Consider the following 13,518-nt stretch of genomic DNA (forward strand, 5'->3'; position numbering starts at 1 on the left):
GATGCGGACGATCCTATTCGGGACGATGATGATGCTGGCGGCAGCGGCGACGGCGCACGCCCAGACCCGGCCGGCGGGCTATCCGCGCTCCTATGACGGGCTGATCGCCGCGGCGAAAACGGAGGGCGGGCTGACCGTCTACGGCAATGCCGACCGCAGCGAGCTGGTCGGCGTCGTCGCCGGCTTCCACCGCCTCTATCCCACGATCCGCGTCCGCTACGTCGACCTCGGCTCGATCGAGATCTACCGCCGGCTGGTCGGCGAGACGCGCGCGCGGCAGCAGTCGGCGGATCTCGTCTGGTCGTCGGCGATGGCGTTGCAGGTCAAGCTCATCAACGACGGATTCGGCCAGGGCTATGCCAGCCCCGAAAAGCCGGCGCTGCCGGCGCAGGTGGTGTGGAAGAACATCGGCTATGGCGTCACCGCCGAGCCGATCGGCATCGTCTACAATCGCCGGCTGATCCCCGACGCGCAGCGGCCGCGCAGCCATGCCGCGCTTGAGGCGCTGCTGCGCACGCGGCGGGCGCAGTTCACCGGCCGCGTCACCACCTTCGATCCGGCGCGGTCCAACGTCGGCTATCTCTATCTGACCGAGGACCTTGCGATCACCCGCGACAGCCGCGCGCTGATGACGGCGATCGCGGCGACCAAGCCGGTGCTGGCGGAGCGGACCGAGCCGATGCTCGCCGCGGTCGCCGCCGGACGGCAGGCGATCGCCTATAACGTCATCGCCTCCTACGCGCTGGAACAGGCGAAGCGCGATCCGCGGCTCGGCGTGGTGCTGCCGAGCGACTATACGATCGTCACCTCGCGCATCGCCTTCATCGCGCGTCAGGCCCGTTCGCCGGCAAGCGCCAAGCTGTTCCTCGATTTCCTGCTGTCGCGGCGCGGCCAGAGCCTGCTCGCCGCACGCAGCCTGTGGCCGGTGCGTGCCGACGTGCCGGCGCGGCGGCTGTCCGCGGCGCAGGCGCGCCCGATCCGCGTCGGGCCGCAACTCCTCGTCCCCCTCGACCGCATCACCCGCCAGCGCTTCCTGCGCGACTGGCGCGCGACCCTTGCCGGAGCCTCCACCCCATGATCCTGCGTACCGGAGCCGCCCTGCTGGCGCTCGTCGCCGCCACCCCCGCGCTCGCCCAGACGCCGACGCAGGCCGAGCTTGCCGAACTGGTGCGCGCGCAGGCGGCGGAGATCGCCGCGCTGCGCGCCCGGCTCGACCGGATCGAGGGCCAGCAGGCGCTCGCCGCCGCGCCGGCCCCGGCGTCCGCCCCCGCGCAGACGCCGCCGCCCCAGGTCGCGCAGGCCGCGCCGCCGCAGGTTCGCCGCACGGTGCCCTTCGCACCGCAGCTGGTGCCCCCCGGCCCGGCCGACCGCGACGTCGCACAGGCGACCGCGGCACGCGACAATCCGTCGGGCGTGACCACCGAATGGGGCGCGGGCCTGCCCGTCTTCCACTCGGCGGACGGCGTCTACACCTTCAAGCCGCGCGGGCGCATCCTCGCCGACGTCAGCAGCACATTCGGTTCCAGATCGGACACGCGCAACCTCACCACCACCGGCATGCGCGCGCTGCGCCTCGGGCTGGAGGGCGGCGTCGGCGCGCATTTCTTCTATCAGATGGAAGCCGATTTCTCGGAGAATGAGGTCGACGTCGTCACCGCCTTCATGGGCTGGCGCAACCGGATCGCGCCGGGGATCGATTACGACGTGCGCGCCGGTCATCTGTTCAACGATCGCAGCTTCGAGGGCTCGACCGGCTCGGATTCGACGCCGTTCCTCGAACGCACGACGGTCGCCACCGCGATCATCCCGCAGCGCGGCTTCTACGGCATCGGCATCATGCCGCGTCTGTTCTGGAAGACCGGCCATGCCTCGCTGACCGTCACCGGCGACCGCGTCGACGGCACGCAGGCGGTGAGCGACGGCCGCACCGTGCTGGGCCGCGCGCACTGGAACCCGGTCAAGACCGACGACACGGTGATGCACGTCGGCATCTGGGGCTTCGACGAGAGCCTGTCGTCCGCGGCGACGACGCTGACCCGCAACACGGTGATCGGCGGCCGTTTCAACGGCGCCCTGCGCGTCTCGACCGGCACCCTGCTCGGCGGCACCGGTACCACCGGCTATGGCGTCGAGCTGGGCGGCTATCGCGGGCCGTTGTGGGTGATGGGCGAGGCGGGGCGGCGCAACGCGCGGCTGGACGGTGGCCGGTCCGATTTCGTCAGCAAGGCGTGGAGCCTGTCGGGCGGCTTCTTTATCACCGGCGACCTGCCGCCGTACAATCCGCGGCTGGGCAGTTTCGGCCAGCCCAAGGTCAAGCGGCCGACTTTCGACGGGGGACCCGGCGCGATCGAGCTGACCGGCCGCTATGAGAGTCTCGACTATACCGATCTCGTCACCGGCGGCGAGGGATGGGCGGGGACTCTCGGCGTGAACTGGTATCTCAACAGCTTCACGCGCGTGCAAGTCAACGCCATCCACTGGGACACCGACAATCGCAGCGGCGCCGTCACCGGCGCCGATTCCGGCGAAACCGTCAGCGCCCGCGTCGCCGTCACCTTCTGATCTTTCCAAGGAACATGCCCATGGATCTGGCGCTGCTCGGCTTCCTGATGGTGGCCACCTTCATGACGCTCATCATGACCAAGCGGATGACCCCGCTGGTCGCGCTGATCGTCATCCCGACGATCTTCGGCGTGATCGCCGGCCAGGCGGCCGGGCTCGGCGACATGATGATCGACGGCATCAAGAATCTCGCGCCGACCGGCGTGATGCTGCTGTTCGCGATCCTGTTCTTCTCGACGATGACCGATACCGGGCTGTTCGATCCGCTGGTCGGCCGGCTGATCCGGCTGGTCCACGGCGATCCGACGCGCATCCTGCTCGGCACCGTCGTGCTGTGCGCGCTGGTCAGCCTCGATGGCGACGGCTCGACCACCTATATCATCACGATCGCCGCGCTGCTGCCGCTCTACAAGCGCTACGACATGAACCGGCTGTATCTGTGCTGCCTGTTGATGGCGACCAGCGGCATCATGAACCTCACCCCCTGGGGCGGCCCGACCGCGCGCGCGGCGAGCGCGCTCAAGCTCGATCCGGCGACGCTGTTCCTGCCGCTGATCCCCGGCATGATCGCCGGCCTCGCCAGCCTGCTCGCGCTGGCGGTGTGGTTCGGCCGCAAGGAGCGCGCCCGCATCGGCGCGGTGCAGGCACGCGAGGAGGCGGAGTTCACCGGCATGGCGGTGTCGCAATATCCCGAGGCGCGCCGGCCGAAACTGATCTGGTTCAACGGCCTGCTCGTCGTCACGCTGCTCACCCTGCTCGTCTGGGGGCTGCTGCCACTGTCGGTGCTGATGATGATCGCCTTCGCGATCGCGATGATCGTCAACTATCCCGGCGTCGCCGAGCAGAAGGAGCGGATCGCCGCGCATGCCGGCAACGTGTTGTCGGTGGTGTCGCTGATCTTCGCCGCGGGCATCTTTACAGGCATCTTGGGCGGCACCGGCATGGTCGAGGCGATGAGCAAGGAGGTCGTCGGCATGATCCCGCCGGTGATGGGCCCCTATATGGCTCCGATCACCGCGTTGCTCAGCCTGCCCTTCACCTTCTTCATCTCCAACGACGCCTTCTATTTCGGCATGCTGCCGATCCTCGCCGAGGCGGGGGCGCATTACGGCGTCTCGCCGATGGCGATCGCGCGCGCCTCGCTGATGGGCCAGCCGGTGCATCTGCTCAGCCCGCTGGTGCCGTCGACCTATCTGCTCGTCAGCCTCGCCGGCGTCGACCTCGCCGACCACCAGCGGTTCACGCTGCTGCCCGCCGCGATGGTGTGCGCGGTGATGACGCTGGTCGGGATGATCGCGCTCGCCTTTCCGTTCGTCGCCGGGTGATCCGCGACGCCGCCTCGATCGCGCCGCGCTTCGCCGTGGCCCCGCGCGCCTTCCGCCGCCCCCAACCCCCGGAGACCCCATGGACCGAACGCGCCTGCCCCTGATGCTGCTGCCCGCGATGGGCTGCGACGGGCGCCTGTGGGCGCGCCAGATCATGGACCTCGCCGATATCGCCGAGCCCGACTTCGGCGATCTGTCGCAGGATGCGACGATCGGCGCGATGGCGGCGCGGGTGCTCGCCGCGATGCCACCGCGTGGCGCCGTCGCCGGGGTCAGCCTCGGCGGCTATGTCGCGCTGGAGATGGTGCGCCAGGCGCCCGACCGGATCACCCGCATCGCCCTGTTCGGCACCCGCGCCTCGATGGAGCCGCGCGCGCGCACCGTCGCCGACCAGGGCCTGATCGCCACCGCGCCGCATGCCGATCCGCAGCTCTCGGCGATCGTCAGCGGTCCGGCGCTGGCGATGGCGGAGCGGCTCGGCCCGGCGGTCTTCGCGCGGCAGCAGGCGGCGCTGCTCGCCCGCCCCGACATCGCCGAGGCGATTCGGGCGATCCACGTGCCGACGCTGGTCGCGGTGGGCGATCGCGACCGTATCTGCACGCCCGACGACGCGCGTGCACTTGCCGAGGCGATTCCCGGCGCGGCCCTGCACGTGCTGCGCGGCTGCGGCCATCTCTCGCCGATGGAGCGGCCCGGCGAGGTGACGACGCTGCTGCGCCGCTGGCTGCGGGCGGAATAGGGGCGGGGTGGGCGCTGCGCGACCCGGCGTTCGTGCCGGTGCGCTGCGCTTTCCGGCCGCGGCAGATGCCGGGGTCGGAAAATGGTGCCCAGAAGAGGACTCGAACCTCCACGACCTTGCGATCGCCAGCACCTGAAGCTGGTGCGTCTACCAATTCCGCCATCTGGGCACGGGGTAGGCGGCGGCCTTTAGGGGGCGGTCGCCGCGCTTGTCAACACGGGTTTCGCCGGGCAAGGGGCGAAACATCAGCACAGCGACGAAAAAATGAGGCCCGGGCGATGAAAGACAAGCTGGTTACGATCTTCGGCGGCGGCGGATTCGTCGGCCGCTATGTGGTGCAGGCGCTGCTCCGCGGCGGCGCGCGGGTGCGCGTCGCCGAGCGCGATCCGCGGCATGCGTGGTTTCTCAAGCCCTTGGGCGGTCTCGGCCAGACGCAATTCGTCGCCGCCGACGTGACATTGCCCGAAACGGTCAGCCGCGCGGTGCAGGGCGCCGATGCGGTGATCAACATGGTCGGGCTGCTTGCCGGCGATTTCGAGCGCGTCCATGTCGGTGGTGCGCGCAACGTCGCCGAGGCCGCCGCGGCGGCCGGGGTCGCGACGCTGGTCCACATGTCGGCGATCGGCGCCGATTCGTCGGCGCCCTCGGCCTATGGCAGCAGCAAGGGCCGCGGCGAGGAGGCGGTCCGTGCCGCCTTCCCGAACGCCGCGATCATCCGCCCGTCGATCGTCTTCGGTCGCGAGGACCAGTTCATCAACCGCTTCGCCGGCATGATCGGCAAGGCCCCGGTGGTGCCGGTGCTGCGCGCGCCGGTGAAGTTCCAGCCGGTGTTCGCGGCCGATGTCGGCGATGCGATGGCGGCGGCGACCGACGCGCGCTTCGCCGGCCAGACGTTCGAGCTCGGCGGCCCCGACGTGATGACGATGGGCGAGATCATCCGCTGGATCGCCAGGACGATCGGCCGCAGCCCGTCGATCGTCGAACTGCCCGATGCGGCCGGCGCGCTGCTCGCCAGCCTGCCGTTCGCGCCGATCACCAAGGACCAGTGGCTAATGCTCCAGCGCGACAACGTCGTCGCGCCGGGCGCGTCGGGGCTGGCGGCGCTCGGCATCGACCCGACCCCGCTGCAGGCGGTCGCGCCCGAATGGCTCGTCCGCTTCCGCCGCACCGGCCGGTTCGGTCGTCGCGCCGAAACCCTCGCCGCTTAAGGACGTTTCATGGACCTGCTCACCGTCATCCTCCTCGGCATCGTCGAGGGGGTCACCGAATTCCTGCCCGTCTCCTCGACCGGCCATCTGATCCTCGCCGGCACCTTGCTCGGCGTGCAGGACCAAGCAACCGCGACCTTCGACATCGTGATTCAATTGGGCGCCATCCTCGCGGTGATCGTCCTCTACTGGCGACGCTTCTGGGACGTGGCGGTGGGCCTCGTCGGTGGCCAGCCCAAATCCTGGGCGTTCGTGCGCAATATCGCGCTCGGCTTCCTGCCCGCCGCGGCGATCGGCGTGGTCGTCTACAAGGCGGTCAAGGCGTTGCTCGAAAGCCCGACCGTGGTCGCGGTCGCGCTGATCGTCGGCGGCATCGCGATCCTCGTCATCGAGCGGCTGGTCAAGCAGGCGCGGATCGAATCGGTCGAGGCGATGCCGTGGAGCACCGCGCTCGGCGTCGGCGTCGTCCAGTGTCTCGCGATGATCCCGGGCGTCAGCCGGTCGGGCGCGACGATCATGGGCGCGCTCAGCCTCGGCGTCGATCGGCGCGCGGCGGCGGAATTCTCCTTCTTCCTCGCCATCCCGACGATGCTCGCCGCCTCGGGCTACGACCTGCTCAAATCGGGCGCGACCCTGGGGCAGGGCGAGTGGCTCAGCATCGCGATCGGCTTCGTCGTCTCGTTCGTCGTCGCTTTGGTGGTGATCCGCTGGTTCGTCGGCATCGTCAGCCGTCACGGTTTTGCACCGTTCGCATGGTATCGGATCGTCATCGGCGCGGTGGCATTGGTCGCACTTCAACTGCGATAGGTCCGCAGCGATACCAAATTTCCGATTTCCGGGCCAGTCCATCCTGCGAAGGGGTCATTACGACGCTATATTAGGGAATGGGTGCTGACGTATTGGTCAATTTATGCGTGACACGGCGCTTCTTCCTGCGTAGCGACGCGGGAAGGAGGCCCCATGGCGCACGATTCCATGCTTAAGTTCGTCGGCCGTCAGCAGGCCTATCCCGCGAAGCGGGCACCCCAGGCGCGTGCCGAGGACTTCGCCGAGATCGCCGCGCGCTATGCAGCGCCGGCCGCGGAGGATCAGGCGGGGCGCTGCTCGCAATGCGGCGTGCCTTATTGCTCGGTGCATTGCCCGCTGCACAACCACATTCCCGACTGGCTGCGGCTGACCGCCGAGGGGCGGCTGCGCGAGGCGTACGAGCTGTCAAACAGCACCTCGACCATGCCCGAGATCTGCGGCCGCATCTGCCCGCAGGACCGTTTGTGCGAGGGCAATTGCGTGATCGAATTCACCGGCCACGGCGCGGTGACGATCGGCTCGGTCGAGAAGTTCATCACCGACACCGCCTGGGAAGAGGGTTGGGTCGAGCCGCTGGTGCCGGGGCCGGCGCGCGGGCAGTCGGTGGCGGTGATCGGCGCCGGTCCGGCCGGGCTGACCGCGGCGGAATACATGCGCGGCCACGGCTATGAGGTCCATGTCTACGACCGGCACGATCGCGCCGGCGGGCTGCTGACCTATGGCATCCCCGGCTTCAAGCTCGAGAAGCCCGTCGTCATGCGCCGCGTCGACCGGCTCAAGGCGGGCGGCATCGTCTTCCACGAAGGCTTCGGCGTCGGTGAGCAGGCGAGCCTCGACGATCTGCGTCGCGAGCATGACGCGGTGCTGATCGCGACCGGCGTCTACAAGGCGCGCGCGCTCGACGTCGCCGGTGGTGACGACGGCCGCGTGGTGGCGGCGCTCGATTTCCTGATCGCGTCGAACCGCAAGGGCTTCGGCGACGCGGTGCCGGCGTTCGACGAGGGCGGGCTCGATGCGGCGGGCAAGCACGTCGTCGTGATCGGTGGCGGCGATACCGCGATGGACTGCGTCCGTACCGCGATCCGCCAGGGCGCGGCGTCGGTGAAATGCCTCTACCGCCGCGACCGCAAGAACATGCCGGGCAGCCAGCGCGAGGTCACCAATGCCGAGGAGGAGGGCGCCGACTTCGTCTGGCTCTCCGCCCCGGCGGCGTTCGACAGCGACGGCACGGTGCGCGCGCGCAAGATGCGTCTGGGTGCGCCCGATGCGAGCGGTCGCCGCGCGCCGGAAGCCGATCCGAGCGGCGACTTCACGCTGAAGGCCGATCTCGTCATCAAGGCGCTGGGCTTCGACGCCGAGGATCTGCCAGCGCTGTTCGGCGCGCCCGAACTTGGCGTCAGCCGCTGGGGGACGGTGTTGGTCGACGGCAAGACGCTGATGACCAGCCTCGACGGCGTGTTCGCGGCGGGCGACATCGTCCGTGGCGCGAGCCTCGTCGTCTGGGCGATCCGCGACGGCCGCGACGTCGCGGCGACGATGCACAAATGGCTCAAGGCGAAGGCAAAGGCGGGAAAGGTCGCGGCGTGAGACTGACCGCGGACGAGGTGCAGGCGATCAAGGCGGCCGCCGTCGAAGCGTTCGGCGCATCCGCCGTCGTGCGCCTGTTCGGCAGCCGGGTGGACGATGCCAAACGTGGTGGCGATATCGACCTGCTGATCGAGGCGCCGGCGGATCGGATCGGGATCGTCCATGAGTCGCGATTTCTGTCCGACCTGTTCCGGCGGATCGACGAGCGCAAGGTCGATGTGGTGTTGACCCAACAGGGTCAGCCATTGCCGCCGTTCGCTGCGATGGTCGCGCAACATGCGGTGCCGCTCCCATGACGGACACCGAGGTCTTTATCGGTCGCACACTCGCCCGCTGTCGCAGGGTTGCGGCGGGCGCGGAGGAACTGGTGCCGCTGCTGGCTGGCGTGATGCCGTTCGGTGGCGAGGATCTCGCCGCGTTAAACCTGATGCAACGCACGGCGGCGACCGCATTCCTGAAACGGTTCGAACAGCTTCAGGATCTGATCGCCCGCGCGGTGCGCGCGATCGCGGGCTGGACGGGCGTCGACGCCGGGTCGATGACCCATCGCGACATCGGCGATTGGCTGGAGAAGCATGCGCTCGTGTCCGACGCCGAATCCTGGATGGTGGCGGTGCGCCTGCGCAACCGGCTCGTCCACGAATATCCGATCGAAGAGCAAGAACAGGTGCGGCGGCTCAACGAAAGCTGGGCCACGATGCCCCTGCTGCGCACCATCACCGACAATCTCGGCGCTTATGCCGAAGGGAAGGGCCTGCCGTCATGACCGACGCCCATGATCCGATGAAGACTGACCAGCGTGCCTATCTCGCGGAACACGGCATGTACCGTCCCGACAGCGAGGGCGATGCCTGCGGCGTCGGCCTCGTCGCCGCCACTGACGGTCGTGCGTCGCGGCGCGTCGTCCAGTCGGCGGTCGATGCGCTGAAGGCGGTGTGGCACCGCGGCGCGGTCGATGCCGACGGCAAGACCGGCGACGGCGCCGGCATCCATATCGACCTGCCGCACCGCTTCTTCGACGATGCGGTCGTCGCGAGCGGCCACAAGGTGCTGCCCAACCGGCTCGCGGTCGGCATGATCTTCCTGCCGCGCACCGATCTCGGCGCGCAGGAGAATTGCCGCACGATCGTCGAGAGCGCGATCATCGAGGCGGGCTATACGATCTACGGCTGGCGACAGGTGCCGGTCGACGTGTCGGTGATCGGCCTCAAGGCGCAGACGACGCGGCCCGAGATCGAGCAGATCATGATCGCCGGCCCGTTGCCCGACGACGTCTCCGCCGCCGAGTTCGAGAAGAACCTGTATCTCGTCCGCCGCCGCATCGAGAAGCGCGTCATCGCCGCGCAGATCCAGGGTTTCTACGTCTGTTCGCTTTCGTGCCGCTCGATCGTCTACAAGGGGCTGTTCCTCGCCGAGAGCCTGTCGGTCTTCTATCCCGACCTGCAGGATCAAAGGTTCGAATCGCGCGTCGCGATCTTCCACCAGCGCTATTCAACCAACACCTTCCCGCAATGGTGGCTGGCGCAGCCGTTCCGCTGCCTTGCGCACAATGGCGAGATCAACACGATCCGCGGCAACAAGAACTGGATGCTCAGCCACGAGATCCGGATGGCGAGCCTCGCGTTCGGCGACAATTCGGAGGACATCAAGCCGGTGATCCCGGCGGGCGCGTCCGACACCGCCGCGCTCGACGCGGTGTTCGAGGCGATCTGCCGTTCGGGCCGCGATGCGCCGACCGCCAAGCTGATGCTCGTCCCCGAGGCGACCGGTGCGGACACGCCGCCCGATCACGCCGCGATGTATAATTATCTCGCCTCGGTGATGGAGCCGTGGGACGGCCCCGCCGCGCTGGCGATGACCGACGGCCGCTGGGCGGTGGCGGGCGTCGACCGCAACGCGCTGCGGCCGCTGCGCTATACGCAGACCTCGGACGGGCTGCTGATCGTCGGCTCGGAGACCGGCATGGTCGTCGTCCCCGAATCGACCGTCGTCGCCAAGGGTCGGCTCGGGCCGGGCCAGATGATCGCGGTTGACCTCGACGCAGGCCGGGTGCTCGGCGACCGCGAGGTCAAGGACCGGATCGCCGCGGAGCACGATTATCCCGCGATGATCGGCGAATTCCATACGCTCGACGACCTGCCCGAGGTCGCCGAGGCGGTGGTCCGTTTCGATCGGCCCGCGCTCGCGCGCCGGCAGGTCGCCGCCGGCCAGACGCTGGAGGATATGGAGCTGATCCTGTCGCCGATGGTCGAAACCGCGAAAGAGGCGATCGGCTCGATGGGCGACGATACGCCGCTCGCCGTCATTAGCGACAAGCCGCGTCTCATCAGCCAGTTCTTCCGCCAGAATTTCAGCCAGGTCACCAACCCGCCGATCGATCCGCTGCGCGAGCGCTACGTCATGTCGCTGCGCACGCGGTTCGGCAATCTCGCCAATATCCTCGACACCGAGGATCAGCGCGATCGCGTGCTGGTGCTCGATTCGCCGGTGCTCACCGGCCAGCATTGGGCGCGGCTCAAGGCGCATTTCGCGCGCACCGCGACCGAGATCGACTGCACCTTCGACGCGGAGGGCGGCCCGGAAAAGCTGCGCGCCGCGATCCAGCGCATCCGCAACGAGGCGGAGCAGGCGGTGCGGCAGGGCAAGAGCGAGCTGTTCCTGACTGACGAGCACGTCTCCGAAGACCGGATCGCGATCGCCGGCGTGCTGGCGGCGGCGGCGGTGCATACGCATCTCGTCCGTCGGGGGCTGCGCTCCTATGCCTCGATCAACGTCCGCTCGGCGGAATGTCTCGACACGCATTATTACGCGGTGCTGATCGGCGTCGGCGCGACGACGGTGAACGCCTATCTCGCCGAGGCGGCGATCGTCGACCGGCAGGCACGCGGCCTGTTCGGCGACTTGTCCTTGGACGAATGCCTCAAGCGCCATCGCCATGCGATCGAGGAGGGGCTGCTCAAGATCATGAGCAAGATGGGGATCGCGGTGATCTCCTCCTATCGCGGCGGCTATAATTTCGAGGCGGTCGGCCTCTCGCGCAGCCTCGTCAACGACCTGTTCCCCGGCATGCCCGCCAAGATCTCGGGCGAGGGCTATAATTCGCTGCACCACAGCGCGCTCGTCCGCCACGAACTGGCCTGGGACGAGGGCGTGGCGAAGCTGCCGATCGGCGGCTTCTACCGCCAGCGCCACACCGGCGAGACCCACGCCTATTCGGCGCAACTCATGCACCTGCTCCAGACCGCGGTGTCGACCGACAGCTATACCAGCTATCTGCAATTCAGCCGCGGTGTCGCCGATCTGCCGCCGGTCTATCTGCGCGACCTGCTCCAGTTTAATTTCCCGAGCGAGGGCGTGCCGGTCGATCAGGTCGAGGCGATCACCGAGATCCGCAAGCGTTTCGTCACCCCGGGCATGTCGCTGGGCGCGCTCAGCCCCGAGGCGCACGAGACGCTGGCGATCGCGATGAACCGCATCGGCGCCAAGGCGGTGTCGGGCGAGGGCGGCGAGGATGTGAAGCGCTTCAAGCCCTATGAGAATGGCGACAACGCCAATTCGACGATCAAGCAGATCGCGAGCGGCCGGTTCGGCGTCACCGCCGAATATCTCAACGCCTGCGAGGAGATCGAGATCAAGGTCGCGCAGGGCGCCAAGCCCGGCGAGGGCGGCCAGTTGCCCGGCTTCAAGGTGACCGAGTTCATCGCCAAGCTGCGCCATGCGACGCCGGGCGTGACGCTGATCTCGCCGCCGCCGCACCATGACATCTATTCGATCGAGGATCTCGCGCAGCTCATCTACGACCTCAAGCAGATCAACCCGCGCGCGCGCGTCTGCGTCAAGCTGGTCAGCTCGTCGGGGATCGGCACCGTCGCCGCTGGCGTCGCCAAAGCCCACGCAGACGTCATCCTGATCGCCGGCCATGTCGGCGGCACCGGCGCGAGCCCGCAGACCAGCGTCAAATATGCCGGCACGCCGTGGGAGATGGGCCTCAGCGAGGTCAACCAGGTGCTGACCCTCAACGGCTTGCGCGGCCGGGTGCGGCTGCGCACCGACGGCGGGCTCAAGACCGGGCGCGACATCGTCATCGCCGCGATCCTCGGCGCCGAGGAATATGGTATCGGCACGTTGAGCCTCGTCGCGATGGGCTGCATCATGGTGCGCCAGTGCCATAGCAACACCTGCCCGGTCGGCGTCTGCACGCAGGATCAGGCGTTGCGCGACAAGTTCGTCGGCACGCCCGAGAAGGTCATCAACCTGATGACCTTCATCGCCGAGGAGGTGCGCGACATCCTCGCCCGGCTCGGCGTCAGGAGTCTCGACGAAGTGATCGGCCGCACCGAATTCCTGCGTCAGGTCAGCCGCGGTGCCGAGCATCTGGACGATCTCGATCTCAACCCGATCCTCGCCAAGGTCGATGCGACCGACGCCGAGCGCCGCTTCTCGCTGTCGACCTTCCGCAACGAGGTCCCCGACAGTCTCGACGCGCAGATCATCAAGGATGCCGCGGCGGTGTTCAGCCGCGGCGAGAAGATGCAGCTCACCTATTCGGTGCGCAACACGCATCGCGCGGTCGGCACGCGGCTGTCGAGCGAGGTCACCCGCCGTTTCGGGATGAGCAAGCTCGCCGACGGCCACGTCACCGTCCGGCTGCGCGGGAGCGCCGGGCAGAGCCTCGGGGCCTTCATGTGCAAGGGCATCACGCTCGAAGTGTTCGGCGACGCCAACGATTATGTCGGAAAGGGCCTTTCGGGCGGCATCATCGTGCTCCGCCCGGCGGTGTCCTCGCCATTGGCGAGCCAGGACAATACGATCCTCGGCAACACCGTGCTCTACGGCGCGACCTCGGGGACGCTGCTCGCCGCGGGGCAGGCGGGCGAGCGGTTCGCGGTGCGCAATTCGGGCGCGACGGTGGTGGTCGAGGGCTGCGGCGCCAACGGCTGCGAGTATATGACCGGCGGCGTCGCGGTGCTGCTCGGCCGCGTCGGGCAGAATTTCGGCGCGGGCATGACTGGCGGCATGGCCTTCGTCTACGATCCCGACGGCGAGTTCGCGCAGCGCGCCAATCCGGAGAATATCGTCTGGCAGCGGCTCGCCTCGGCGCATTGGGAGGGCGTGCTGCGCGACCTCGTCGAGCGGCATGCCAATGCTACGGACAGCAAATGGTCGAAGGGTCTGCTCGCCGACTGGGAGCGGATCGCCGGCGATTTCTGGCAGGTCGTGCCGAAGGAGATGCTGTCGCGGCAGACCTATCCGCTGGACGATTCGGTGGAACTGGTCGCGGCGGAGTGAC

General features: G+C 68.6%; 10 protein-coding genes and 1 tRNA gene. 10 read left to right on the forward strand and 1 reads right to left on the reverse strand.

What is annotated here, in order from left to right; all coding sequences use genetic code 11:
* The first annotated feature begins 1 nt into the window (after position 1).
* The 4 genes from MC45_RS17400 to MC45_RS17415 all read left to right on the forward strand — a co-directional run bounded on the left by MC45_RS17400 (position 2) and on the right by MC45_RS17415 (position 4,626).
* Positions 2–1,078, forward strand: coding sequence for an ABC transporter substrate-binding protein (locus tag MC45_RS17400; protein ID WP_245640771.1), 1,077 nt, complete (start codon positions 2–4; stop codon positions 1,076–1,078).
* Positions 1,075–2,562, forward strand: a complete 1,488-nt coding sequence (locus MC45_RS17405) for an OprO/OprP family phosphate-selective porin (RefSeq protein WP_038665889.1) — start codon at positions 1,075–1,077, stop codon at positions 2,560–2,562. The genes MC45_RS17400 and MC45_RS17405 overlap by 4 nt, the downstream gene beginning before the upstream one ends.
* Positions 2,563–2,582: 20 nt before the next feature.
* Entirely contained in the window at positions 2,583–3,887 is a 1,305-nt protein-coding gene (locus tag MC45_RS17410; protein WP_038665892.1) for a CitMHS family transporter, read from the forward strand.
* A gap of 79 nt (positions 3,888–3,966) precedes the next feature.
* Positions 3,967–4,626 (forward strand): alpha/beta fold hydrolase, encoded by a 660-nt coding sequence (locus tag MC45_RS17415; RefSeq protein ID WP_038665895.1) that lies wholly within the window; start codon positions 3,967–3,969, stop codon positions 4,624–4,626.
* 82 nt (positions 4,627–4,708) lie between these two features.
* Here MC45_RS17415 and MC45_RS17420 read toward each other — a convergent pair.
* Positions 4,709–4,795: transfer RNA gene (locus tag MC45_RS17420), tRNA-Leu, on the reverse strand.
* Positions 4,796–4,904: 109 nt separating this feature from the next.
* Between MC45_RS17420 and MC45_RS17425 the strand changes: the two genes are divergently transcribed.
* From MC45_RS17425 to gltB, 6 genes are all read left to right on the forward strand, one after another.
* The gene (locus MC45_RS17425) at positions 4,905–5,834 is read left to right on the forward strand and encodes a complex I NDUFA9 subunit family protein (RefSeq protein ID WP_038665898.1); all 930 of its coding nucleotides are present in this window, start codon (positions 4,905–4,907) and stop codon (positions 5,832–5,834) included.
* 9 nt (positions 5,835–5,843) lie between these two features.
* Positions 5,844–6,641: an undecaprenyl-diphosphate phosphatase gene (locus MC45_RS17430; RefSeq protein WP_038665901.1), complete on the forward strand. Its 798-nt coding sequence runs from the start codon at positions 5,844–5,846 to the stop codon at positions 6,639–6,641.
* 153 nt (positions 6,642–6,794) lie between these two features.
* Complete coding sequence (locus MC45_RS17435; RefSeq protein WP_038665904.1) at positions 6,795–8,228, forward strand: NAD(P)-dependent oxidoreductase; 1,434 nt, start codon at positions 6,795–6,797, stop codon at positions 8,226–8,228.
* A 17-nt stretch (positions 8,229–8,245) separates the two neighbouring features.
* Positions 8,246–8,524 carry a nucleotidyltransferase domain-containing protein gene (locus MC45_RS17440; RefSeq protein WP_245640772.1) on the forward strand — a complete coding sequence of 93 codons (279 nt, stop codon included), beginning with the start codon at positions 8,246–8,248 and terminating at the stop codon, positions 8,522–8,524.
* Positions 8,521–8,994, forward strand: coding sequence for a ribonuclease HepT family protein (locus MC45_RS17445; RefSeq protein WP_038665910.1), 474 nt, complete (start codon positions 8,521–8,523; stop codon positions 8,992–8,994). The genes MC45_RS17440 and MC45_RS17445 overlap by 4 nt, the downstream gene beginning before the upstream one ends.
* On the forward strand, positions 8,991–13,517 hold the full coding sequence (gene gltB, locus MC45_RS17450) for a glutamate synthase large subunit (RefSeq protein WP_052075751.1): 4,527 nt from the start codon (positions 8,991–8,993) through the stop codon (positions 13,515–13,517). The genes MC45_RS17445 and gltB overlap by 4 nt, the downstream gene beginning before the upstream one ends.
* Position 13,518 lies beyond the last annotated feature (1 nt).

It is taken from the genome of Sphingomonas taxi (genome assembly GCF_000764535.1).
GTDB lineage: Bacteria > Pseudomonadota > Alphaproteobacteria > Sphingomonadales > Sphingomonadaceae > Sphingomonas > Sphingomonas taxi.

Coding starts and splice junctions, on each gene's coding strand:
- MC45_RS17400 (WP_245640771.1), top strand. CDS start 2: ATGCGGACGATCCTATTCGGGACGATGATGATGCTGGCGGCAGCGGCG.
- MC45_RS17435 (WP_038665904.1), top strand. CDS start 6,795: ATGGCGCACGATTCCATGCTTAAGTTCGTCGGCCGTCAGCAGGCCTAT.
- MC45_RS17415 (WP_038665895.1), top strand. CDS start 3,967: ATGGACCGAACGCGCCTGCCCCTGATGCTGCTGCCCGCGATGGGCTGC.
- MC45_RS17430 (WP_038665901.1), top strand. CDS start 5,844: ATGGACCTGCTCACCGTCATCCTCCTCGGCATCGTCGAGGGGGTCACC.
- MC45_RS17405 (WP_038665889.1), top strand. CDS start 1,075: ATGATCCTGCGTACCGGAGCCGCCCTGCTGGCGCTCGTCGCCGCCACC.
- MC45_RS17425 (WP_038665898.1), top strand. CDS start 4,905: ATGAAAGACAAGCTGGTTACGATCTTCGGCGGCGGCGGATTCGTCGGC.
- MC45_RS17445 (WP_038665910.1), top strand. CDS start 8,521: ATGACGGACACCGAGGTCTTTATCGGTCGCACACTCGCCCGCTGTCGC.
- gltB (WP_052075751.1), top strand. CDS start 8,991: ATGACCGACGCCCATGATCCGATGAAGACTGACCAGCGTGCCTATCTC.
- MC45_RS17410 (WP_038665892.1), top strand. CDS start 2,583: ATGGATCTGGCGCTGCTCGGCTTCCTGATGGTGGCCACCTTCATGACG.